Source organism: Frankia sp. CcMO1 (assembly GCF_977945845.1).
Genome location: NZ_CDWTMG010000043.1, coordinates 1 through 23,142, shown reverse-complemented (window position 1 = coordinate 23,142; position 23,142 = coordinate 1). Strand labels below are relative to the sequence as shown.

Below are 23,142 nucleotides of genomic sequence, written 5' to 3'. Positions count from 1 at the left end.
TTACCGCGCTGCTGCACTCGTTCGGCATCCGCGCGGGATCGTTGAGTTCGCCGGGCTGGCTTGGGGCCGAGCAGCGGGTGGGGCTGGCCGGCGCCACGATCGATCCCGACGTCCTCGGCCGCGCCTACGCCGATATCGCGCCGTACCTGCCGCTGATCGAGGACGACGGCCGGCTGAGCGCCTTCGAGCTGCTTGCCGCCGTGGTCTTCGCCGCCTTCGCCGACGCTCCCGCCGATCTCGCCGTGATTGAGTCCGGCTGGGACGACGCCGGCGAGCTGAGCGCACTGCTCGACGCGCCGGTGTCGGTCGTCACCCCCGTGGCGGTGGGCGAGCGGGAGCCGGCGGCGGGCCTGGACCGGATCATCGCGCGGACGGCGGGGGTCATCCGCGCCGACACCCTGGTCGTGCTGGCCCAGCAGGTCCTGCCCGCCGCGCAGGCGCTGCTGCGGCGCGCCGCCGAGACCGGGGCGACGGTCGCCCGGGAGGGGCTGGAGTTCGGCGTACTCGGCCGGCAGGTGGCTGTCGGGGGGCAGATGATCACACTGAAGGGGCTGGGCGGCACCTACGAGGAGATCTTCCTGCCGCTGCACGGCGCGCATCAGGCCCACAACGCAGCGGTCGCGCTGGCCGCGGTCGAGGCGTTCCTCGGCGGCGGGCGCAACCAGCTCGACGTCGATGCGGTCCGCGCCGGTTTCGCCGAGGTGGACTCCCGGGGCCGGCTGGAGGTCGTCCGCCGGTCCCCGACGATCATTCTTGACGTGGCCGACTCGCCCGTGGCGGCGGGCGCGCTGGCCGCGGCGCTCGACGAGGCGTTCACCTTCGACGTCCTCGTCGGGGTCATCGCCATCGAGCGCGAGGTCGAGGGCGCCGCGGCGCGGGACGGTGCCGCCGCTCGGGACGGTGGTGGCGGGCGGGATGCGGCGGAGCTCCTGGCCGTCCTGGAGCCGGTCCTGAACACGGTGGTGGTCACCGCCGGTGCCGGGCCCGGATCGCTGCCGGTCGACGGTCTCGCCGCGGTCGCCGTGGGTGTCTTCGGCGCCGACCGGGTGGAGGTCGTACCCCGGTTGGACGACGCGATCGACGCCGGGGTGCGCATCGCCGAGGAGGACGCCAATCTGGGGGGCGCCGGCGTGGTGATCACTGGTTCGGCATCTGTCGTGGGTCGGGCCCGGGCGTTGCTGCGCCCGTGACACGTCCTCCTGGGTTTCCCGACATGTTCCCGACGCGTTCCTGATGCGGTTGCGGGGTGTTTCCGGGACGCCGCGGTCCCGTCACGGTGCGGGCGTGGGCACCCTGTAAGTTGACGGGGGATCCTTGGGTCCCTCGTCAAGGACGACGAAGTCGATGATCGAGAAGGAGTACCGTGTCCGTCGAGCGCACCCTCATCCTGGTCAAGCCCGATGGCGTCAGCCGTGGCCTCGTCGGTGAGGTCGTCGGCCGGCTCGAGCGCAAGGGGCTCACTCTGGTGGCGCTCGAACTGCGCACGCTGGAGCGGTCCGTCGCCGAGACGCACTATGGCGAGCACGCCAGCAAGCCGTTCTTCGGTGAACTGGTCGACTTCATCACCTCCGGGCCGCTGGTGGCCCTCGTGGCCGAGGGGGCGCGTGCGGTGGAGGCGTCGCGTGGGCTGATCGGCGCGACCGATCCGGTCAAGGCCGCGCCCGGCTCGCTGCGTGGGGACTACGCGCTGGAGATCGGCCAGAACCTCGTGCACGGCTCGGACTCGCCGGAGTCCGCCAAGCGGGAGATCGACCTCTTCTTCCCGGGCCTGAGCTGACCGCGTAGCCGTTCACACCGACCGGGGCGTTCCCGAGAGGTCCCGAGATGCCCCGAGACGCCGCCGGTCGGATTTCGGGTGGCCTCTCAGGGCCTGGCCGGGACCGTAGGCGTGTCGCCCTCGTGATTCGTGAGTGTGCGCAGGGCGGTTCCGGCCCAAGGGTGACACGAAACCGGCCCATCACCGACCGGGGCGGCGAGGGGCCCGGTGTCGGTCTACCCTTCAAGTACTTGCCCGGAGCGTGTCCGGTGGGTCGCGGTAACCGACAGGGTCGTGGTCGGTGGCCGTGGTCGAATCCCCGGTGGGCGCCTGGGTCGTCCTGTTCGATCTACGAACTCTGTACGTGTTCCACGCGCTTCTCCGGCTCCTCGGTAGGCCGTGCCTGTCGGTCACGCCGGAGGCGGCCAGGACCGCATCCCCCGGGAAGGTCGGTACCCGACGATGTCCAGTTCGCTGTCGTTCCTCGGTCGTGACATGGCCGTCGACCTCGGTACCGCCAACACGCTGGTGTACGTGCGCGGCCGCGGGATCGTCCTCAACGAACCGAGCGTGGTCGCGATCAACACCACCACCTCGGGCATTCTCGCCGTCGGAACCGACGCCAAGCGGATGATCGGCCGGACGCCCGGCAACGTGGTGGCCGTGCGGCCGCTGAAGGACGGCGTCATCGCCGACTTCGAGACGACCGAGCGGATGCTGCGCTACTTCATCCAGAAGGTGCACCGGCGGCGCCATTTCGCCAAGCCCAGGCTGGTCGTGTGCGTGCCCTCCGGCATCACGGGAGTGGAACAGCGGGCCGTGAAGGACGCCGGCTACCAGGCCGGCGCCCGAAAGGTCTACATCATTGAGGAGCCGATGGCCGCGGCGATCGGCGCTGGTCTGCCGGTGCACGAGCCGACCGGCAACATGGTCGTGGATATCGGTGGGGGCACCACCGAGGTCGCCGTGATCTCACTGGGCGGCATCGTCACCAGCCAGTCGATCCGCACCGCCGGGGACGAACTCGACGTCGCGATCATCTCCTACGTCAAGAAGGAGTACTCGCTGATGCTCGGCGAACGCACCGCCGAGGAGATTAAGATGGCGATTGGGTCGGCGCACAAGGTTCCCGACGAGCCCAGCGCCGAGATCCGTGGGCGCGACCTGATCACTGGACTGCCGAAGACGATCGTGGTGACGGCGGAGGAGATCCGCAAGGCGATCGAGGATCCAGTCAACGCGGTCATCGACGCGGTGAAGGTGACCCTCGACCGCTGCCCGCCGGAGCTCTCCGGCGACATCATGGACCGCGGCATCGTCCTCACCGGCGGCGGGGCGCTGCTGCGCGGTCTCGACGAGCGGCTGCGGCAGGAGACCGGCATGCCGATCCACATCGCGGAGAATCCGCTGCATTCGGTTGCAATGGGGTCGGGCAAGTGCGTGGAGGAGTTCGAGGCCCTACAGCAGGTACTGATCTCCGAGCCGCGGCGCTAGGCGGTTGCGCAGGGCCCTTGCCGATCCCTTCCCATTGGACCGATCCTTTCCCATTGGAATAGCCGGAGCGGCGCCTGGTGCCGCGTGGCCGTCGCCGCGTGGCACCGGATCGCGCAAGAGTGTGTTCGGAGGGTGTTGTGGGCCGTGGCACGAGGCGATCCCGCCTGGTGATCGTCGCCCTGCTCATCGTCGCCTTCACCCTGATCACCCTGGACTACCGGACCGGGAGATCGGCCACCGGAGCACGCGGGGTCCTGCACTCGATCTTCGGGGGGGTCGAGAACGGCGTTACGACGGTCACCCGCCCGATCGGCCGGACCGTCTCCTCCCTGACGCACCCGAACCGCTATCACGACCGGGCGGACCGACTCGCGGAGGAGAACGCCCGCCTGCGCCGCCAGATCGCCGACGACACTGAGATCGGCCGGATGTCAACCGAACTCGCAGATCTTCGTTTGCTGGCAGATAAGGGCCAGTACACCGTCGTGCCGGCAAAGGTGATTGCGGTCGGTGACGTGACGGGGACGGACTGGACCGTCACCATCAACGCCGGCAGGGCCGACGGCATCGTGGTCGACAAGACCGTGCTCAATGCCGACGGGCTGGTCGGCACGGTGTCCGGCGTGACCGAGCACACCGCAATCGTCCGGCTGGCCTGCGACCCGGGCAGTCACATCGGAGCCCGGCTCGAACGCACCCAGCTGCTCGGTGCCGTGGTCGGTGGGCAGGGACCAAGCACGTTGACCTTCACGCTGTACGACGCCTCGTACCGGGTGCAGAAGGGCGATCGGCTGGTCACCTTTGGCAGCCTCGACTACGTCGCCGGCGTCCCGATCGGTGCAGTCACCAAGGTCACCGACGTCGATGGTCTGTCGCGGACCGCCGAGGTCAGACCGTACGCGTCGGTCGGCACTCTGGACCTGGTCGGAGTGGTGGTTGGCAAGCCACCGGCTGACCCCGGCGACCGGGTACTGAAGCCCAGGCCAGTGCCGACCGAGCCGGCTGCGCTTGTCCCGCCGGCCCCGCCGTCCCCCACTGCCGGGTCGCCGGTGGGGGGATCACCGGCCGGGGCGGCATCCGGTGTCCGGGGCGGAGCGGGTTGAGCGTGATGTGGGGCACCGCCGGCCCTGAGGAGACCCTGCGCGGGCGCGCCGTCGTGGCCGCGGTCGTGCTCCTGACCGTCGCCCTGATCTTCCAGGTCTCCGTGATTGCCCGGTTGAGCCTGCCCGGCGGCCGGCTCGACCTCATGCTCGTCCTGTTGGCGGCGATCGCGCTGATCGAGGGGCCGCTGCTCGGCGCGGTCGCCGGCTTCGTGGCGGGATTGCTGGCCGATCTGTCCTCCACTCATGTTCTCGGTCAGACTGCTCTCGTTTTGTGTCTGATCGGTTACGCTGTCGGACTGGCGATGGATGCGGCGGAGCGGTCGGTGGTGGTTCCCCTGGCGGCGATCGGTGGGGCGAGTGTGCTGGGCACTCTCGGGTACGCCGCCACCACCTCGATCCTCGGTGAGGCGGCGTTGACGGGAGGTCAGGCTGTGCTGCGGGCGTTGGCGGCCGGCGTCTACGCCCTCCTGCTCACCCCGTTCCTGTTCCCGTTGCTGCTCGCGGGCTCCCGGCGGCTGGCCGGCGGTCGGCGGCGGGAGTCGCGATGAACGACCGGGTGCGGGTCCGCGTCCTGCTGCTGCGCGTGCTGGTCGTTTCCCTGCTCATCACACTCGGCGCGCGGCTGTGGGTACTCCAGATCCTGGACGGTGACCGGTACCGCCGGGTCGCCGAGACCAACCGGGTCCGCGAGGTGGTGACGCCCGCGACCCGGGGGATGATCCTTGACGATAAGGGGCAGGCCCTCGTCCGCAACCGTACGTCGCTGGTCATCTCGGTGAACCGGTCGACCACGGATCGGCAGGCCGACCAGGGCCGGGCCGTCCTCGCCCGCCTCGCCGCGGTGATCGGCACCCCCGTGGACGAGCTCGCCCGGCGGATCCGGTTCTGTAGCGCCCAGGTGAAGCCGCCCTGCTGGAACGGATCGCCCTACCAGCCGGTACCGGTCGCCGAGGACGTCAGCCCGCAGCAGGCCCTCGCCGTCATCGAACATCCCGACCGCTTCCCCGGCGTCTCCGCCGACCTGCAGGCCGTCCGCGAGTACCCGCATGGCGCGCTGGCCGCGCACGAGCTGGGCTATCTCGCGCCGGTCAGTCAGGACCAGCTCGACAAGCAGGGGGATGAGAAGGGCTACCACCTCAACAGCCTGATCGGCGTTGCCGGCCTGGAGAGCACCTATGACGACGAGCTGCGCGGCACCGACGGGGTGGAACGCCTGGAGGTGGACCGGTTCGGCCGGGTGGCCGGTACCGCGTCGACCACCGCGCCGCTCAGCGGTGACCACCTGGTGCTCAACCTTGACCTCGACGTGCAGCAGGCGGTCGAGCAGGCGCTGACGGACACGATCAACAAGCTCGGGGGCGGCCCGCGCACCGCTTCCGCGGTCGTGCTGGACGTGCGCACCGGCGGGGTGGTCGCGATGGCGAGCCTGCCGTCCTACGACCCGTCGGTCTTCGTCGGCGGGGTCTCGGAGAACGACTACCGGGCGCTGTCCGATCCCGCGAACGGCATCCCGCTGCTCTCGCGGGCCTACCAGGGGTCGGGGGCGGCCGGCTCCACCTTCAAGGCCATCTCCGCCGCCGTCGCCTTGCAGAACCTGGGCGCCAAGGGGAACGACCTCTACGACTGCGCGCCCAGCCTGCAGATCGGTGACCAGGTCTTCCACAACTTCGACGGCCAGTCGGCCGGTCCGATCACCCTGCACCAGGCGCTGGTCATCTCCTGTGACGTCATCTTCGACAAGTTCGCCTACGACGCCTGGCTCGCGGACGGCGGGCTGCGCAACGGCCGTGGGCCCTATTCCGCCCCGAAAGAGTACTTTGTCAGGATGGCCCAGGCGATGGGCTTGGGCCGGACCACCGGGCTGGACCTGCCCGGCGAAACGCGGGGCTTCGTCGTCGACCGCGCCGGCGCCAAGGCGATCTGGGCGGAGCTCAAGGACTCCTACTGCCGGCGGGCCAAGAACGGCTACCCGGAGGAGCCCGACCCGGCCAAGGCCGAGCGGTACCGCAAGTACGCCGCCGAGGCGTGCGTCGACGGCTATCTGTACAACGCCGGTGCCGCTGCCCAGTTCGCGATCGGCCAGGGCCAGTACCTGTCGCTGAGCCCGCTGCAGCTCGCCGTCGCCTATGCGGCCATCGCCAACGGCGGCACCCTGTACAAGCCCACCCTCGCCAAGGCCACCGTGTCTCCGGACGGCAAGGTCGTCAGGACCTTCGCGCCGCGCCGGGCCGGGACGCTGCCGGTCTCACCGGAGAACCTTGCTTACATCCGGGACAGCCTGCGGGGGGTGACGACGGAGGGCGGGGGCACCGCCACCGGCGTCTTCGCGGACTGGCCGAGCGACGTCGTCCCGATCGCGGCAAAGACCGGAACCGCCGAGGTCGAGGGCAAGGGGGACACCTCCTGGTTCGCCTCCTTCGCGCCGGCGAACGACCCCCAGTTCGCCGTCGTGGTCACCATCCCGGACTCCGGGACCGGCGCGGAGTTCGCGGCTCCGGTGGCCAAGCAGATCTACCAGGCGATCTACGGTGTCGGCCGGCCGGCGGCGATGCCGGGTGGGAAACCGCCGGCCGAGCCGCCGAAGATCAACCGGGACGGGACGATCGCGGCGTCGTCACCGCAGCCCGCCCCCGCGACGCCGACATCGCCGGCCGGATCGGCGCCGGTCCTGGCCGGCCCCCTGTCCGGTACCAGCGGCGCGGGCGCGACGGCGACGGGCCGGGCGCCACCCTGACGGCCACCTTGTGCCGTGAGGGCGGGGCCTCGGGATGAGGTGGGAGCCCAGGATGTGAATGTCGCGTCGGCGTGACGGTGGTGGCGGGAGGCGCAGTGGTAGACGAAGCGGGACCCACCGCACTTCGATCGTCTCCGGTGCCCATCCGGGGGCGGATCGGGCACCTGCGGGAGAGGGCTTCCGGACCCCACTCGCCGCTGCGCCGGCTCGACTGGCCGCTGCAGCTCTGCGTCATCGCGTTGTCCGTTCTCGGTGCTCTGCTGGTCTGGTCGGCGACCCGCCAGCGGCTCAGCGAGGCGGGCAGTGATCCCAACACCTTCCTCGATCGGCACCTGCTGAACCTGGCCATCGGGCTGGTGCTCGGCGCGGTTGCGACCGTCATCGACTACCGGGCGGTGCGGGCCTACGCGCCCTTCGTCTATCTCGGCTCGCTCGTCGGGCTCGTCGCGGTACTCCCGTTCGGTTCGACGATCAACGGCGCGCACTCGTGGATTGTGCTGCCTGCCGGCTTCCAGCTGCAGCCGTCCGAGTTCGCCAAGGTGGCGCTCGTGGTCGGCGTGGCGATGATCTTCGGTGAGAAACACGAGGACCGGCACACGGGAGTCCGGCGCGGCGCCCCCGGCCACGGTGACGTGCTGCTCGTGCTCGGGCTCACCGTGGTCCCGACCGGCTTGATCATGTTGCAGCCGGACTTCGGTACCGTCATGGTTCTGGTCTTCACCACCCTCGGCATGCTGGCGGTCAGCGGCGCGCCGCGCCGATGGGTGCTGGGGCTGATCCTCTGCGGTGTGCTGTTCGGCGGCGCGATCCTCCAGTTCCACCTCCTGAAGCCGTATCAGGAGGCCCGGCTGACCTCGTTCGTCTCCGAGAACAAGGCATCGTCCGGCACGGGCTACAACGTCGACCAGGCGATGATCGCGATCGCCAACGGCGGAATCTCCGGACGGGGCCTGCTGCACGGCCAGCAGACCCAGGGCCAGTTCGTCCCCGAGCAGCAGACAGACTTCGTGTTCAGTGTCGCGGGGGAGGAACTGGGATACCTCGGGGCTGGCGGAATCATCGTGCTGCTCGGCGTGGTTCTGTGGCGGGCCCTGTCAATCGGCTTCGACTCGCAGGACTCCTTCGGCACGCTCGTCGCCACCGGGGTCGTCTCCTGGTTCACCTTCCAGGCGTTCGTCAACATCGGCATGTGCCTGGGCATCATGCCGGTCACCGGCCTGCCGTTGCCTTTTCTCTCCTACGGCGGTTCGTCGATGTTCGCAAACATGATCGCTGTCGGGCTCCTGCAGAACGTGCGGCTGCGATCCCGATCGGACCCGTATGCCTCCTGAGCCCGCCCGGCTGCACACTTCCCGCCCGGCCGCGTTTCCCGGGCCGGCCGAGCGTCGAGGTGGACCTGGCGCGTGCCGTAGGCTCGCATGCATGTCCGGACAGTCGCTGTTCGCTCGCCTGGAGCCGCTGCTCCCGCGGGTGCGAAGGCCCGTGCAGTACGTTGGAGGCGAGGGCAACTCCACGGTCAAACCCTGGGACTCCGCTGCCGTCCGCTGGTGCCTGATGTATCCGGACGCCTACGAGATCGGCCTGCCCAACCAGGGGCTGCAGATTCTGTACGAGATCCTCAACGAGCAGCCGGATGTGCTCGCCGAGCGCACCTACTCGGTGTGGCCGGACCTGGAAGTGTTGCTGCGCGAGCACGGGCTGCCGCAGTTCACGGTGGACGCCCACCGCGCGGTGGGCGATTTCGACCTGTTGGGCATCAGTTTCGCCACCGAGCTCGGGTATACCAACCTGCTGACGGCACTCGATCTTGCCGGGATCTCGTTGCACGCGGCCGAGCGCACCGACGCTGATCCGCTGGTCATCGCGGGGGGGCATGCCGCCTTCAATCCCGAGCCGATCGCCACGTTCGTCGACGCCGTCGTGCTCGGCGACGGCGAGCAGGCCGTGCTGGGCATCACCGACGTGGTTCGCGCCTGGAAGGCGGCCGGGAGTCCCGGTGGCCGGGGCGAGCTGTTGCACTGGCTGGCCCGTCGGCGCCTGGTGTACGTGCCGGCGTTCTACGACGTCTCCTACCGGCCCGACGGCCGTATTCGGTCGGTCACCCGCAACCGGGACGACGTGCCGGTCCGGCCGAGCAAGCACACGCTGTCCGATCTCGACTCCTGGCCGTATCCGAAGGCTCCGCTGGTCCCGCTCGCCGAGACGGTGCACGAGCGGATGAGCGTGGAGATCTTCCGCGGCTGCACCCGGGGCTGCCGGTTCTGCCAGGCCGGGATGATCACCCGTCCGGTGCGTGAGCGTAACATCGCCACCATCGGTGCGATGGTCGACGCGGGGCTGCGCGCGACGGGATTCTCCGAGGTCGGCCTGCTGTCGTTGTCGAGCGCGGACCACACCGAGATCGGCGAGATCGCCACCGGTCTCGCCGACCGGTACGAGGGCACCAACGTCTCGTTGAGCCTGCCGTCCACCCGGGTGGACGCCTTCAACGTCACGCTCGCGAACGAGTTCTCCCGTAACGGCCGGCGTAGCGGGCTGACCTTCGCCCCTGAGGGCGGTTCCGAGCGGCTGCGCCGGGTCATCAACAAGATGGTCAGTGCCGAGGACCTGGTCCGCACCGTCAGCACCGCTTACGCTCACGGCTGGCGGCAGGTGAAGCTCTATTTCATGTGCGGCCTGCCGACCGAGACCGACGAAGACGTGCTGGAGATCGCCGACCTCGCCCGGGAGGTCATCCGGGCCGGTCGGCGGGTCAGCGGGCAGCGCGACATCCGCTGCACCGTGTCGATCGGCGGGTTCGTGCCCAAGCCGCACACCCCGTTTCAGTGGGTGGGGCAGGCGCCGTACGAGGTGACCGACGCTCGGCTGAAGCTGCTCCGTGATGCCGTGCGCGCCGATCGTGAGGTGGGTCGGGCGATCGGTTTCCGTTACCACGACGGTCGGCCAGGCATCATCGAGGGCCTGCTGGCTCGCGGTGACCGCCGGGTGGGTGCGGTGATCGAACGGGTCTGGCGGGACGGTGGCCGCTTCGACGGCTGGAACGAGTACTTCTCGTTCGAACGCTGGGAGTCCGCGTGCGCGGCGGAGCTCGGACCGCTGGGGGTGTCGCTGGACTGGTTCACCACCCGCGAGCGTGACGAACGCGAGGTGCTGGCCTGGGATCACCTCGACGCGGGCCTCGACCGGGACTGGCTGTGGGCCGACTGGCAGGAATCGCTGAGCGGGAATGAGCTCGATGACTGTCGCTGGACACCCTGCTACGACTGCGGGGTCTGCCCGACGATGGGCACCGACACCCAGATCGGCCCGACCGGACGTCGACTGCTCCCCGTGCTTGCGGTGTCGAACCTCCAGGGCCCCGGGTCCGGGCAGGCCGAGCGACCGCAGCCAGCCGTTCAACCCGATCCCGCGACCGCGTCGCGGCTCGCCCCGGCTCCGGTGGGCAGTGGCGCGGCGACCTGAGGGACCGCCGCCTCCGCCGGTGGTCGAACGGGTGCGACTTCGTTTCGCGAAGCGGGGCCGGCTGAGATTCCTCTCACATCGGGACGTGGCGCGCACGTTCGAGCGCGCGTTGCGCCGAGCCGGGGTCCCGATGGCCTATTCGGCGGGATTCAGTCCGCATCCGCGGATCTCGTGGCTGGGCGCCGCGCCGACCGGGGCGGCCAGTGAGGCCGAATACGTCGAGCTGGCCCTGGCGGCCTCGGTCGATCCGGATGCGCTGCGGGTCGGCCTGGACGCCGTTCTTCCGCCGGGGCTGGACGTGCTCGCGTGCCGCCGGGCGGAAGGCGGCGGCCTCGCCGAGCGGATCGACGCCTCGCGGTGGTCGGTACGGTTGCCGGGTGCCTCAGCTCCGGAGGTCTCCGCCGCCGTGCGGGAGCTGTTGCGCCGCGACATGGTCGAAGTTGAGCGGGCGACGAAGGACGGCCGGCGACGGTTCGATGTGCGCGCGGCAGTGGTCTCCGCCGTTTGCCGCGCAGAGAACGACACGTGTGCGATACTAGAGATGGTCGTGCGGCACACGACGCCCGCTGTACGACCAGACGACGTGCTGACCGCCCTAGGCGTGGTAGCCGGCCTGCGCTCGTCGGTGCCGCCCGAGTCCACCCGGCTCGAACAGGGCCGACTGCGTGAGGACGGCACTGTGGCGGACCCGCTGGCGCAGGACCGCAACGGCGCTGGCCGGCTGGTGGGTTGAACCTCAGCGTGTTGCAGGGCGTCGCAGGATTCCCGGCGGTACCCGCGCCGGACCGAGACAGCGGCTTCTGCGCGGTCGCGACTGCATGAGCAGCGCGCCCGGGAGCCCGAGAGGCTTCTTAACCCGTGCCCGACGACGATCTGACTATCCAGACTGAATCTGAGCCCACCCGACCGGTAGCGCGTAGGCGCAGGGCCGCGGGACGAGCGGCAGGCCCACCCGTCGATGAGCATGTCACCGCCGGGCCGAGCGTGACCGATGTGGCGCCAGCCGGGAATCCGGTTCCGGACCCGGCCGTCGCCCAGGTCCCGGGCGGGCCCCTTCCAGACGAGACCTCCGGCGACGCGCCCTCGGCGCAGGCCGAGGGCCGGCGCCGGCGCCGGCGCCGGGACGCTGGTTCGACTACCCGCGCCCGGACGGCCCGCGGCTCCACCAGGGCCAGGATGGAACCGGCGGATACCGCCGAAGTCGACGCTCCCTCGACCACCCCGGTCGGCGAACCAGTTCCGGTCGATAAACCCGCCACCGTCGAATCCGTCACTGTCATCCCGGCCCCGCACGACACGGCGGAGGCCACCGGACCGGTGCCGGCGCGGCGCGCCCGGGTGGCACGCAGCCGCCGCGCGGTGCGTGAGGTGACCGAGGTGGCGGTCACCCCTCCCGCCGAGGATGCCCCTCCCGCCGAGGAGGTGTCGCGGGACGTCGTATCGCCGGATGTCGCTGCGAAGCCGAAACGGACCAGGGCCCGTCGTGCCATCTCCGGACTGATGACGCCCGCTGCCGCGGTGCCGGACCCGGCCGCTGCGACCGCTCTCGGTCCGGCGATGCCGGATGTCGGTGCGACCGGGTCCGTCGGTGTACCCGCGGGTTCGACCGCCGCCATGGCGTCGGCTCCCGACACGCCCGGGCCCGCGGAACCGGAGTCCGCGCAGCCCGGGACCGATGAGCCCGGCGTCGCCGAGCCGGTGGCCCGGGAGTCGACCGCTGAGTCGAGCTCTGCCGAGCCCGAGGTCGGCAGCAGCCGGAGCGCGGTGACAAAGGCCAGGCGGGCGACCGCTCCGACCTGGGCCGGGATCCATAACGAGCTGGTCGTCGAGCCGGCGATCCGTCCCGTGCTCCGGCGACCGGTCGCCATGGTGACCTTCCAGGCTCCCGAACCGGCGGTCGTGGAGGCTCGCTGGCGGCGTGCCGCCGAACTCGGATCCGCCGCCACCGCGGTGGACTCCGTGGCGGGCACGGCGTTCCCGTCCGCCGAGCGGCAGCATGCCGAGGCACCGGCTCATCCCCGGGACGAGGCGGACGTGGTCACCGATCCCGACATGACCGATCTCGACACGACCGATCTTGACACGATGGGCGACCTCGCGGGCGGCGAGGAGGACAGCGAATTCGACGACGACCCGGACGGGGGCGGCTCGGCCTCCACCCGCCGTCGGCGCCGTGGTCGCCGTGGTCGTGGTCGGGCCCGGGGCGACGAGGACGGCGTGGAGTCCGGCCCGGAGGACGGCGTGGAGTCCGGCCCGGAGGACGGCGTCGCGGCCGCGGACGACACGGGTCGCGAGGGTGTGGCGCAGGACGCGGACGGTGCGGACGGCTCGTCCGCGGCCGGGCAGGGAACCGGGTCGGTGCCGGCCGGCGCGTCGGATGAGGGCGCCGAGACGCCCCCCGGCGCGGCGGAGGAAAACGCCGAGCGTGACGGTGAGGACGAGGACGACCGGCTGGGAGGGGCCCGCCGACGACGACGGCGGCGGCGGCGCGCCGGCGGCGACGAGCCGGCGCTCGCCGACGACCCGCCGAACACGGTCGTCCACGTCCGGGAGACCCGCAAGGACGAGGACCTAGTCCGGGGGCTGAGCGGGTCCACCCGTCTGGAAGCCAAGCGTCAGCGGCGCCGGGAGGGTCGCGACAGCGGTCGGCGTCGGCCGCCGATCGTCACCGAGGCGGAGTTCCTGGCTCGGCGGGAGTCAGTCGAACGCCGGATGGTCGTCCGCCACGCGGGGGACCGCACCCAGATCGCCGTGCTGGAGGACGGGGTACTCGTCGAGCACTTCGTGACCCGGGCGAGCTCGGCGTCCTACGCGGGCAACATCTACCTCGGCCGAGTGCAGAACGTGCTGGCCAGCATGGAGGCGGCCTTCGTCGACATCGGCAAAGGACGCAATGCCGTCCTCTATGCCGGCGAGGTCAACTACGACGCCTCCGGGCTGGACGGTCGGCCCCGCAAGATCGAGCAGGTACTCAAGTCCGGCCAGTCGGTCCTGGTCCAGGTGTCCAAGGATCCGATCGGGCACAAGGGCGCGCGGCTCACCAGCCAGATCAGCCTGCCGGGGCGGTACCTGGTGTTCGTCCCGGACGGGCAGAACGCCGGGATCAGCCGCAAGTTGCCGGACACCGAACGAGCCCGGCTCAAGAGCATCCTGAAGAAAATCACGCCCGAGGACGGCGGGGTCATCGTGCGCACCGCCGCCGAGGGTGCCAGCGAGGCCGAGCTGGAACGCGACATCGAGCGGCTCGCCGCCCAGTGGGAGGACATCGAGCGCAAGGCGAAGAAGGCGTCGGCGCCCTCGCTGCTCTACGGCGAGCCGGACCTGGTCGTCCGGGTGATCCGGGACATCTTCAACGAGGACTTCACCGAGCTGGTCGTCCAGGGCTCAGGTGAGGCCACCACGATCGAGGAGTACATCGACACAGTGGCTCCCGATCTGCGGCCGCGGATCCGCCGCTACACCGGAACCGGTGACGTTTTCGCCGAGTACCGGGTAGACGAGCAGCTCGCCAAGGCCCTCGACCGCAAGGTCTGGCTGCCCTCGGGTGGATCGCTCGTCATCGACCGGACTGAGGCGATGACGGTCATCGACGTCAACACGGGCAAGTTCACCGGCAAGGGCGGCAATCTCGAGGAGACGGTCACCAAGAACAACCTGGAGGCCGCCGAGGAGATCGTCCGTCAGCTGCGGCTGCGGGATATCGGTGGCATCATCGTCATCGACTTCATTGACATGGTTCTGGAGAGTAACCGGGAACTGGTCCTGCGCCGGCTCACCGAGTGCCTTGGCCGGGACCGTACCCGGCACCAGGTCGCCGAGGTGACCAGCCTCGGGCTGGTCCAGATGACCCGCAAGCGGGTGGGGCAGGGCCTGCTGGAGGCTTACAGCGAGCCGTGCGTGCACTGCAACGGCCGAGGGGTGGTCATCCACCTCGACGGCGGCAGCGGTGCACACGCCGCAGTCGGCGTGCCGAGCGGGACCATCGTGTCCGGTGCCGGTCAGCCGACTCCGGTGGCGGTGCCCGCGCCCGCGCCGGCGGAGGGGCCCGGGTCCGGTCGTCGGGCCCGCTCCTCGTCCACGCGTGCCGTGTCCACGCGTGCCGTCGATGACCCCACGATCATCGCCGCCGCCGCGTCGGCCGGGCCCACGTCCGTATCCGAATCCGAGGCGTCCGCCGGGTCCGGCGAACCTGGTGGATCCAGCGAACCCGGCGGATCCGTCGCATCATCGACGCCTGGCGCCGCGGAGAACGTCGCCGTGACGGCTGGCGAGGGTGCGATGGCTGGCGAGGGCGTCACCGCCGCGGATACGGTGCCCGCGCATGCGGCCGACAGTGCGGCAGGGCCGGCGGACGTGGCCGCGGCTGCCGCCGCCCCGGGACCCGTGGCAGCCGGCTCCCCAGCTGGGTCGAACGGGCAGGTGCCCGTCGGCGGTGGCTCCGGCGCGGGCGGCTTCGAGGATGCCCTGCCGCCGGTGTACGCCAACTCCGATGATCCCGACAGCCTCGCGACCGCGGACAACGCCTTGCCCACTGCGGGCAAACCGGCCCGGAGCCGACGGCGGCGGGCCTCCCGGCCGGTGTCCAAGCCGGCCGAGTCGCTGGAGTCCGTGCCCTCGGCGGAGCCCCCGAGCTGATCGAGGCCTGGCGGAGAGCCGGACCGGCCGTTCAGGCGGCGGTCGGCCCGGCCCGACTCGGACCGGCGGCCGGGCCCGGGCGCACGAGCCCGCGGCCGGCATTCTCCCGCAGCAGCAGATCGAGGGTGGTCCGGGAACGGGACAGGGCTACCTCGACTGCCTGACGGGCCCGTCCTGGATCGCCCATCTGCAGGGCATAGGAGGCGATGGTCAGCGACTGCACCAGATCGTCCTGATCGGCGAGGCTCGGGCTCATCCGACCGCGTAGGACCGGCTCGTCGGCCGTGTAGGCCGCATCGGCGGGGTCGGCCGCGTCTCCTGCGTCTCCCGCCTCGAGACCACCGGGCGGCCGGCCTTCCGTCCCGGAATCGGGCAACCCCCAAGCGGATGGACCCCGTCGGCGCAGCGCGATCCATCCGGCCGCGGCCGCGGTGCCCAGCGTCCAACAGGCGCCTGCCCAGGGCGGTAGGCCGGCGAAGGCCGTGAGAGTGAGACCGACGACGACCAGCACGGTCAGCGCGCCCGTCGCGGCGGGGACCGTGCCGGGAACCGAGCCATAACGACGGGCGGCGGTGGCCGCCGGGCGGCAGACGACGGCCAGAGCGACGGCGGTACCGGCTCCTGCGGCCCAGACCACCAGCTGCCAGTACATCCTCGTCACCCCCGACGCGATCTCATTCCCGGCGTCGAAGCCTCACGATCCATCGTGGAACTCCGCCATGTGGACGTTCCATGCTTCTCCCTCCTCGGCGGCCTACACCATGGCCCGTCCGGGTCATCCCTGGATATGACCCGGATGAGCGGGGCGAGGAGCCGCGATGAGATCCGCCCGGCGGGGCCCCGTCGCGTGCGGGATGCGTGACTGCCATGCGGGGGATGCGCGGGACGGAATGGGCGGTATGCGGCGGGCGGTCCTTCGCCCCACTCCCGATGACCTGTAAGATGGAGTCCGCATGCTCATCCGGACTGAGCGATGCTCGCTATCGGGCAATGCTCGCTGGATGACCGCCGATCGGCCGCGTTCCGGTCGATCGCGGCCCATGCGCACCCAAAGCTCCGCGGGGAACGCCGTTCCGGGTTCCGTGCGGTCACAGCGGCATAACAACAGCAGGGAGATCTGGTGTACGCGGTCGTTGCCAGTGGCGGCAAGCAGCACAGGGTCGCCGTCGGCGATGTCGTCGACGTCGAGCTCCTTCCCGGAGAGCCGGGCGCGGCCGTGAACCTTCCGGCGCTCCTGCTCGTCGATGGCGAGTCGGTCACCCACGACGCTGACGCTCTCGCGTCCGTCGCGGTCACCGCCGAGGTCGTCGGCGTCGTCAAGGGTCCGAAGATCCGGATCCACAAGTTCAAGAACAAGACCGGCTACCACAAGCGCCAGGGTCACCGCCAGAAGCTGACGCGTCTCAAGGTGACCGGCATCGAGACCGGGAAGGCCTGAGCGGGATGGCGCACAAGAAGGGCGCGAGTTCCTCGCGCAACGGGCGGGATTCGAACGCGCAGCGGCTGGGCGTGAAGCGCTTCGGCGGTCAGTACGTGAAGGCCGGCGAGATCATCGTTCGTCAGCGCGGGACCCATTTCCACCCGGGTGAGCTGGTCGGGCGCGGTAAGGACGACACGCTGTTCGCGCTCTCGCCCGGGCACGTGCAGTTCGGTCACCGGCGGGGCCGTCGGGTCGTGAATGTGGTGGCCGAGGCGGCGGTACCCGCCTGATCTGGTCGTCAAGGCCACGCTGTCGGTTCGACAGCGTGGCCTGGGCCGCCGTCAGGTGGCGATCTCGGCGATCACCGGTGCGCCAGCAGCCGCGCGTACCACCGCCCTGCCGAGCGTGGTTGCGCGGCTTTGGTGCGTCTCTCGCAGGGAGGGACTCGCGGGGAGGGATGTGGAGAGGAGGCGGTGATGCCGACGTTCGTCGACCGGGTGGTGCTGCATGCGGCGGCCGGGGACGGCGGTCATGGCTGTGCCTCCATCCACCGGGAGAAGTTCAAGCCGCTGGGCGGGCCGGACGGCGGTGACGGCGGCCGGGGTGGTGACGTCCGCCTCGTGGTGGACCCGAGCGTGACCACCCTGCTCGACTTCCACTTCCATCCGCATCAGCGCGCCTCCCGGGGACGCCCCGGCCAGGGGTCGAACCGGCACGGAGCGGACGGTGCGGACCTCGTCCTCCCGGTGCCGGACGGGACCGTCGTGCTGACGGAGGACGGCGAGCAGATCATCGACCTGGTCGGACCGGGCAGCGCGTTCGTACTGGCCCGCGGCGGCCGTGGGGGGCGGGGCAACGCGGCGCTCGCGTCGGCCCGCCGCAAGGCCCCCGGGTTCGCCGAACTCGGCGAGCCCGGCGAGCAGCTCGACGCCGTGCTGGAACTCAAGACCGTGGCCGACGTCGCGTTCGTCGGTTTTCCCAGCTCCGGCAAGTCCTCCCTGGTGTCGGTGCTCAGCGCGGCCAAGCCGAAGATCGCCGACTATCCCTTCACCACGCTGGTGCCCAATCTCGGTGTGGCGCAGGCGGGTGATCATCCGCCCTACACGGTCGCGGACGTCCCCGGCCTGATACCGGGCGCCAGCGAGGGACGCGGGCTGGGCTTGGAATTCCTCCGGCACATCGAACGCTGCTCGGTGATCGTGCATGTGCTGGACTGCGCCACCCTGGAACCGGGCCGTGATCCGATGACCGACCTCGACGTCATCGAGGCCGAGCTCGCCGCCTACTCCGCCGATCTGTCTGACCGTCCCCGGCTGGTCGTCCTCAACAAGATCGACATTCCGGACGCCGCGGAGCTCGCGGAGCTCGTCGCCCCCGAGCTGCGAGCCCGTGACCTCGCGGTCTTCGCGGTGAGTACCGCGACCCGACGTGGCGTGCACGCGCTGTCCCTGGCCCTGGCCGACATCGTCGCCCAGCACCGGGCGGCTGCGCCGGCCCGGGCGGCGACCCGCATCGTGCTGCGTCCCCGCGCGGTGAACGAGCCCGACTTCACGGTGCGCCCCCTCGGCGACGGTTTCCTGATCATCGGGTCGAAGCCCGAGCGCTGGGTGCGGCAGACCGACTTCACCAACGACGAGGCGATCGGCTTTCTCGCCGACCGGCTCGCCCGCCTCGGCGTGGAGAAGGAGCTCGCCCGCCTCGGCGCCACCGCGGGAGTGGAGGTGACCATCGGCGAGGTCACGTTCGACTGGGAGCCGACGCTGAGCGGCGGCGGGCTGGGTAACGGCGGGCTGGGCGGCGATGATCAGCCGGGTGGCGACGGGCTCGCCGAGACCGGTCTGGGTGGTCGCGGGCCGGCCGGCACCGCGGCCTCCGGTGCGGCACCGTCACCCGGCCGAGGTGGGGACACGGGTTCCCCAGTGTCCCTCGGGCCGCGCGGGACCGACGACCGGTTGCGGGCCTCGGTGCGGTTGACCCGGGCCGAACGGATGGCTCGCCGCGCCGCCGTCGCCGCCGTCGCCGTCGCCGTCGACCCGGCGGTACGAGGAGAACCGGCGGTACGAGGAGAAGAAGAAGGATGAAGGCGTGCGTCCGTTCGTGACCGACGCGCGCCGGGTCGTCGTCAAGGTCGGTTCGTCCTCGCTGACGACGGCCGTCGGCGGTCTGGACGCCGACCGGCTCGAGGCGCTGGTGGCCGCGGTGCTGCCCCGGGCCGGACAACAACTGGTGCTGGTGTCCTCCGGGGCCATCGCCGCGGGTCTCGCCCCGCTCGGCCTGGCCCGGCGGCCGCGTGACCTCGCCACCCAGCAGGCGGCGGCGAGCGTCGGCCAAAGCTCGCTCGTACACAGCTACGCGGCGGCGTTCGGACGGGCCGGTCACCAGGTCGGCCAGGTGCTGCTGACGGCGACCGACGTGATCCGCCGCACCCACTACCGCAACGCCCGGACCGCGCTCGACCGGCTGCTCGAGCTCGACGTCATCCCGATCATCAACGAGAACGACGCGGTGGCTACCCAGGAGATCCGGGTCGGCGACAACGACCGGCTCGCCGCGATCGTCGCCCATCTCGTGTCGGCGGACCTGCTGGTGCTCCTGTCTGACGTGGACGGCCTGTACGACGCCAACCCCCGGCTGGGCCCGGCGACCATGGTGCGCGAGGTGCGTTCGGACACCGACCTGGACGGGCTGACCGCCCGGGGCACGGGCACCGCCGGTGTCGGGGTCGGCGGGATGGCCACCAAGATCGAGGCAGCCCGGATGGCGGCCTCCGGCGGCGTTACGGCGATCATCACTTCGGCCGCGAACGCCGCACCGGTGCTGCGGGGGGACGAGGTCGGCACCGTCTTCCACTCCACCGGGCCGCGTCGGGCCTCCCGCCTGCTCTGGCTGGCGCACGCGACCGCCCCCGAGGGCTGGCTGCACTTGGACTCCGGGGCGGTGGCCGCGGTGGTACGGCGGCGGGCGTCGTTGCTGCCCGCCGGGATAACCGGCGTGGAGGGGGACTTCGCCGCCGGGGACCCGGTGGACCTGGTCGACCCCGACGGGCGGTCCGTGGCGCGGGGGCTCGTTGCCTTCGACGCGGCGGAGCTGCCCGTGATGCTCGGGCGTTCGACGGCCGACCTCGCCATGGAACTCGGACTGTCGTACGAACGTGAGATCGTCCACCGCGACGACCTCGTGCTGCTGCTGCCGGCCCGCTGACCCGGCCGGCTATCTCACCCGGCCCGGGCTGAGGTGCCAGCCAGGCGTGCCGGCCCGTTTCCCGGCCCGGGACGAGCCGTTTCCCGGCCGGGACAAAGCCGTCCAGATAGCCATCCATATAATTAGACATATCGGCTGGGGAGGATGGCTTGGACGGCGATATTCCAGTGGAAACCGGCGACTATCGTGCCTCGTTTCCCGGAATTCGAGAGAGCCCATCAACAGCTCTCTCCCGGCATTCCGCCCCGGCTACCCGGAAAGTCGCCGATAAAACTGAAAAGGCCTCGGCGCAAAAAATGGCGACGGCGGCGAATAACGTTTCCGGAGTCGGGTAACCTTCCCTCGGCGGGCAAGAGGTCGCATCTGTTGAGAGAGGTTATTTCGTCATGAGAATGCGTAAGACCGTGGGTCTCCTCGCCTCGGCCGGAGCCGCCGGCGCGCTGACGCTGGCATCGGCCCTTCCCGCGAGCGCGGATCTGAACAGTTCGAACGTCTTGATCGGCGGCGTCGCCAGGTGCCCGGCCAGCGCCGCGGTGGGCGTGGCGGTCCGCACGACGGCCGGCGAGTTCGACTCGTCCGGCGTCGGCGCCGGCGGCTTCTACAGCCTGAGCCTCCAGCAGGTTCCGGTGGCCGGCACAAGCGCCACCTTCAGCGTCCAGTGTTCCGACAACTCGGACAACTACAGCCGTACCTTCCCCCTCCAGAGACCGTTCAGTGGAAAGTCGGTCACCATAAACCTGTTCTCGTAGCCGGACATCTCCGTTGAAGACTCGATGAAATGATCCGATCCCTGGTCCGTCCGGCAATGCCGAAACGGCCACCACCGGAATCCGGTGGTGGCCGTTTCCCGATCCCGGGTCCTGGCCTGGGATGCGGTTTTCCCGGCTAGGCCGGCCGAGTAGTGGTGTATCCGGGCCAGCGGTGTATCCGGGTCAGTGGTGCGTCCGGGTCAGGACGTGGTCTCGACCCGGCTGCCGCCGACCCCTTTGACGACCCGGATCTGGTTCGGGATGCGCTGGCGCAGCTCGGTGACATGGCTGACGACGCCGACGAGCCGGCCGCCGGAACGCAGCTCGTCGAGGACGGTCATCACCTCGTCGAGGCTGTCCGGGTCGAGCGTGCCGAAACCCTCGTCGATGAACAGCGCGTCCATCCGCCGGCCTCCCGCCTCGGCCGTCACGACGTCGGCGAGCCCGAGGGTCAGTGACAGCGCCGCCTGGAAGGTCTCCCCGCCGGACAGGGTGGCGGTGTCGCGCCGCCGGCCGGTCCAGGCGTCGTCGACCAGCAGCCCGAGGCCGGCGCGCCGGCGCTTGTCGCGGCTTTCCCCCGCGTCGTGCACCAGAGTGAACCGGCCGCCGCTCATCGCCGCGAGCCGATGGCTGGCGGCAGCGGCCACCTCTTCCAGCCGGGCCGCCAGCACGAAGCTGGACAGCGGCATGCGCTCGGTGTTGGCACCCCGCCCGGCGGCCAGATCGGCGAGTCCCCGCAGCTCGTCCGCCGCCTCCCGCAGCGGATCCAGGGTAGTGAGCTTCTCGGTGAACTCCGTGACCAGCGCGGCCAGCCGTTCGGCCCGTTCCCGGGCGCGTGCGGCCGTGGCGAGCGTGCTCTCGTGGACCTCGCGGGCGTCGGCCACGGCCGTCTCGTGGTCGGCCAGCGGGACCTCGGTGTCCGGGTCGACGGCGAGATCCTCGCCCGCCAGCCTGGCCCCGACGGCGACGAGCTCGTCCCGATGGGCTCGGACCTCGTCCGCGGCGCGGCGCATCCAGTCGGAGTCCCGCACGGCCTCGGCGGCGTCGTCCAGGTCGGAGAACCCCGCCTGCCGCGCCTGGTCGAGGGCGGCCGTCCCGGCGCGGATGTGTTCGGCCCGGGCCTGCTCGGCTGCCAGGGCCGCGGCCTGCGCGGCCTCGTGATCGGCGGCGAGGGCGGTGACGGCACGGCGGCGCGCGGCCAGTGCCTCGGGGTCGCATAGCTCCGCCGGAACGCCGGCGAGCCGCCGGGCGGCACGGCCCCGGGCGTCCGCCGCGCGTTCCCGGGCTGCCTGCGCCGCGGTCCGTGCGGCGGAATGGCGGGCCGCGGTCTCCTTCTCGTTCTCGTGGACCTCGCGCAACGCGGCCTCCGCCGCGGCGAGCTTCTTAGCCGCCCGGGTCCGGGCGCGGACCGCGTGGGTCAGCACGGCGGCGAGTTCATCGAGCCGATCCGCGACCGGCGCCTCGGAGCCGCCCAGCAGCGTCGCGACCGGAAGCGCGCGGATCTCGGCGAAGGCGGCCTCGACGCGGTCGTCCGGGTCCGCCCTGTCGTTCGGGTCCGCGCGGTCGTCCCCGTCCGTTGGGCCGACCAGGTCGGCGTGCAGCGCCCGGACCCGGGACTCCCAGTGGGCCACCGCCCGGCCTGCCCTCGTCGCGGCGTCGGCGAGCCGGTCCGCATCCTGCCCGGCCGCGGTCTCGGCGTCCTTGCTCACATGATCGGCCCGGGTCTCGGCCGGGTCGGGATGCTCCAGGGCCCCGCAGACCGGACAAGGCGTGTCATGGACAAGCGCGGCGGCGAGTTCGGCGGTGATGGCGTCGAATCGCTGCCGCCGGAGGTCGGATGCGTGGGTCCGGGCCGCGGATGCGTCTCGTTCGGCCTCGTCGGCCACGGTCCGCACCTGCCGCCCCTCCCGGACGGCGGAGGCCAGCTCCTTGGCCCACCGGGCCCGTTCGACCAGGCCGGGCAGGGCGGCGCCGGCTCGCCGGGCGACCTCCACCCGGGCCTCGGCCTCGACACGGGCGCGGGGCAGCGTGACGCTGATCGCCTCGGCGAGTTCGGCGGCGGACCGGGTGTGGGCGGCCGTGTCCCGGTCGGCCCCGGTGGCCTCCTCGGCGTCCCGCTCGGCGGCGGCGAGGGTGTCGGTCAACGTTTCCAGTCGCCCGGTCTCGGTGTGGGCGAGGCGGGCCAGGCGGGCGAGTTCCTCGGCAGGCGCCTCGGCAGGCCTCCCGGTGGCCTCCTCGGGCAGTGGTCCCGAGGGGGCGGGTTCTCCCCCGGGGAGGAGCCCGGATGGATGGCGTCCGAGCCGGTTCCGGGCGTCGCATTCGTCGGCCTCGGCCCGGTGGACCGCCGCGGTGCGGCGGCGGACCTCGTCCAGGGCGGGCGCGACGACAGCGGCCCGGCGGGCCGCGTCCAGTCCGGTGGTGAGCAGCTCGATCCGGGGTGCCTGTGCCGCGAGCTCCTCCTGCCGGGCGGCCAGTATCCGGCGCTGCTCGACGCGTCGGGCGAGGTCGCGTGCCTGGTCCAGGGCCTCCTCGGCCGAGGTGCGCCGCGCTGCCGCCGCGCCGGCCGCCTCGTCGGCCGAGATGGCCGC

The 23,142-nt window shown here is 71.4% G+C and carries 17 protein-coding genes; 15 read left to right on the top strand and 2 right to left on the bottom strand.

The window, feature by feature from the left end:
- From AC08OU_RS08355 to AC08OU_RS08310, 10 genes are all read left to right on the top strand, one after another.
- Window positions 1-1,190: glutamate ligase domain-containing protein (locus tag AC08OU_RS08355; protein ID WP_476604595.1), on the top strand; the 1,190-nt coding region annotated here is incomplete at its 5' end.
- A gap of 173 nt (window positions 1,191-1,363) precedes the next feature.
- A complete protein-coding gene (gene ndk, locus AC08OU_RS08350) occupies window positions 1,364-1,777 on the top strand; it encodes a nucleoside-diphosphate kinase (protein ID WP_476600395.1) in 414 nt (137 codons plus the stop codon).
- A 441-nt stretch (window positions 1,778-2,218) separates the two neighbouring features.
- Complete coding sequence (locus tag AC08OU_RS08345) at window positions 2,219-3,250, top strand: rod shape-determining protein (RefSeq protein ID WP_011435655.1); 1,032 nt, start codon at window positions 2,219-2,221, stop codon at window positions 3,248-3,250.
- 137 nt (window positions 3,251-3,387) lie between these two features.
- Window positions 3,388-4,353, top strand: a complete 966-nt coding sequence (gene mreC / locus AC08OU_RS08340; protein WP_476592183.1) for a rod shape-determining protein MreC — start codon at window positions 3,388-3,390, stop codon at window positions 4,351-4,353.
- A gap of 5 nt (window positions 4,354-4,358) precedes the next feature.
- Window positions 4,359-4,901: a rod shape-determining protein MreD gene (gene mreD, locus AC08OU_RS08335; RefSeq protein ID WP_476600402.1), complete on the top strand. Its 543-nt coding sequence runs from the start codon at window positions 4,359-4,361 to the stop codon at window positions 4,899-4,901.
- Complete coding sequence (mrdA, locus tag AC08OU_RS08330; protein ID WP_476600396.1) at window positions 4,898-7,087, top strand: penicillin-binding protein 2; 2,190 nt, start codon at window positions 4,898-4,900, stop codon at window positions 7,085-7,087. The genes mreD and mrdA overlap by 4 nt, the downstream gene beginning before the upstream one ends.
- 95 nt (window positions 7,088-7,182) lie before the next feature.
- The gene (gene rodA, locus AC08OU_RS08325) at window positions 7,183-8,418 is read left to right on the top strand and encodes a rod shape-determining protein RodA (protein WP_462186092.1); all 1,236 of its coding nucleotides are present in this window, start codon (window positions 7,183-7,185) and stop codon (window positions 8,416-8,418) included.
- A 91-nt stretch (window positions 8,419-8,509) separates the two neighbouring features.
- Window positions 8,510-10,549 (top strand): TIGR03960 family B12-binding radical SAM protein, encoded by a 2,040-nt coding sequence (locus AC08OU_RS08320; protein WP_476604594.1) that lies wholly within the window; start codon window positions 8,510-8,512, stop codon window positions 10,547-10,549.
- Entirely contained in the window at window positions 10,533-11,282 is a 750-nt protein-coding gene (locus AC08OU_RS08315; RefSeq protein WP_476599201.1) for a TIGR03936 family radical SAM-associated protein, read from the top strand. Before AC08OU_RS08320 ends, AC08OU_RS08315 begins: the two co-directional genes overlap by 17 nt.
- Window positions 11,283-11,725: 443 nt before the next feature.
- Window positions 11,726-15,184: an Rne/Rng family ribonuclease gene (locus AC08OU_RS08310; RefSeq protein WP_476599205.1), complete on the top strand. Its 3,459-nt coding sequence runs from the start codon at window positions 11,726-11,728 to the stop codon at window positions 15,182-15,184.
- Between the two features lie 31 nt (window positions 15,185-15,215).
- On the opposite strand, the gene AC08OU_RS08305 is transcribed toward AC08OU_RS08310, so the two are convergent.
- On the bottom strand, window positions 15,216-15,836 hold the full coding sequence (locus AC08OU_RS08305; RefSeq protein ID WP_462202589.1) for an MFS transporter: 621 nt from the start codon (window positions 15,834-15,836) through the stop codon (window positions 15,216-15,218).
- 468 nt (window positions 15,837-16,304) lie between these two features.
- Between AC08OU_RS08305 and rplU the strand changes: the two genes are divergently transcribed.
- The 5 genes from rplU (at window position 16,305) to AC08OU_RS08280 (ending at window position 20,554) form a co-directional block, all read left to right on the top strand.
- Window positions 16,305-16,622, top strand: coding sequence for a 50S ribosomal protein L21 (gene rplU / locus AC08OU_RS08300; RefSeq protein ID WP_462186089.1), 318 nt, complete (start codon window positions 16,305-16,307; stop codon window positions 16,620-16,622).
- Window positions 16,623-16,627: 5 nt separating this feature from the next.
- Window positions 16,628-16,894, top strand: a complete 267-nt coding sequence (gene rpmA, locus AC08OU_RS08295) for a 50S ribosomal protein L27 (RefSeq protein ID WP_462186088.1) — start codon at window positions 16,628-16,630, stop codon at window positions 16,892-16,894.
- A gap of 186 nt (window positions 16,895-17,080) precedes the next feature.
- Window positions 17,081-18,685: a GTPase ObgE gene (gene obgE, locus AC08OU_RS08290; RefSeq protein ID WP_476599203.1), complete on the top strand. Its 1,605-nt coding sequence runs from the start codon at window positions 17,081-17,083 to the stop codon at window positions 18,683-18,685.
- A 4-nt stretch (window positions 18,686-18,689) separates the two neighbouring features.
- A complete protein-coding gene (proB, locus tag AC08OU_RS08285) occupies window positions 18,690-19,805 on the top strand; it encodes a glutamate 5-kinase (RefSeq protein ID WP_476599199.1) in 1,116 nt (371 codons plus the stop codon).
- Window positions 19,806-20,191: 386 nt separating this feature from the next.
- Window positions 20,192-20,554 (top strand): hypothetical protein, encoded by a 363-nt coding sequence (locus tag AC08OU_RS08280; protein WP_462186085.1) that lies wholly within the window; start codon window positions 20,192-20,194, stop codon window positions 20,552-20,554.
- 200 nt (window positions 20,555-20,754) lie between these two features.
- On the opposite strand, the gene AC08OU_RS08275 is transcribed toward AC08OU_RS08280, so the two are convergent.
- The coding region (locus AC08OU_RS08275; protein WP_476604593.1) for an SbcC/MukB-like Walker B domain-containing protein at window positions 20,755-23,142 on the bottom strand (2,388 nt) is incomplete at its 5' end.